The sequence below is a fragment of the Streptomyces sp. 7-21 genome (genome assembly GCF_016741785.1).
Classification (GTDB): Bacteria; Actinomycetota; Actinomycetes; order Streptomycetales; family Streptomycetaceae; genus Streptomyces.
In genome coordinates this window covers 1-1,179 of sequence record NZ_JAERRL010000035.1, presented here as the reverse complement: position 1 = coordinate 1,179, position 1,179 = coordinate 1, and the positions used below count along the sequence as shown (strand labels likewise).

Sequence of the window (1,179 nt, the reverse complement as noted above, 5' to 3'; positions counted from 1 at the left end):
CACCGGGTGCAGGAACGCATCCAGCACCAGCAGCCGCTGCCCCTCCAGCGCACCGCCCACCGGCAGCACCCCGCCCAGCTCCTCCCCCGGAGCCACCACCCGCCAGGCAGCCGCCAGCGTCACCTCCGTCGGCCCGTACAGATGCCGCACCACCAGCTCAGGACTGGCCGCACGCACCCGCTCAACCGCCCCCACCGGCACCACGTCACCCCCGGTCACCACCTCCCGCAACCCGGCAAAACACCCCGGCGACTCCTCCGCGAGCACGCGGAAGGAACCGGCTGTCAGGTGCAGGCGGCGAACGCCGTCGCGCTGGATGGCCTCACGCACTTCCGCCGCTCCGACCACCCCGGGTGGGGCGATGATGACGCGGGCACCACGCGTCAGCGGCACCAGCACCTCGAACAACGACACATCAAACGCGTGAGGCGCGTGCATCAGCACACCCTCACCCTCCCCCACAGCCCACCCCCGCTGACCCACCAGATGCGCCACACCCCCATGCGTCACCGCAACACCCTTCGGCACACCCGACGAACCCGACGTATACATCACATACGCCACCTCATCCCCCACCAGCTCCGCCACCTCCGCCACCCCCGCACCCGCACCCCAACCCCCCGCACCCACAACCTCCTCCACCACCACAACCCCAACCCCCTCCGGCACCACACCCACCAACCCCCGCCCACACACCACCACCCGCGCACCCACATCACCCACCACAAACCCCACCCGCTCACCCGGCCACGACCCATCCACCGGCACCCACACCGCCCCCAACCGCCACACCCCCAGCCACAACGCCACCACCTCCACCGACCGCTCCACCACCACAACCACCCGATCCCCCCGCCCCACACCCCGCGACGCCAACACACCCGCCCACTCACCAGCCCGCTCCCACAACTCCCCAAACGACCACACACACCCCTCACCCACCACCGCCACCCCATCCGGCCACCGCTCCACCCACCCCCGCACCCGCTCCACCACCGACACAAACCCCCCACCCCCACCAACCCCACCCGACCACCCCAACACCACCGACCGCTCCCCCTCACCCACACCAACAGCCCCCACCCGCACCCCCGGCTCACACACCACCCGCTCCAACACCCCCACCACCCACCCCACAACCCGCTCCGCCACCACCCGCCCAAACACATCCGGCCGGTA

General features: G+C 71.3%; 1 protein-coding gene. It reads right to left on the bottom strand.

The window, feature by feature from the left end:
- Positions 1-972, bottom strand: a 972-nt coding sequence (locus tag JK356_RS21455; RefSeq protein WP_307815829.1) for an AMP-binding protein, incomplete at its 3' end; no start/stop codon positions are given.
- Between the last annotated feature and the right edge of the window lie 207 nt (positions 973-1,179).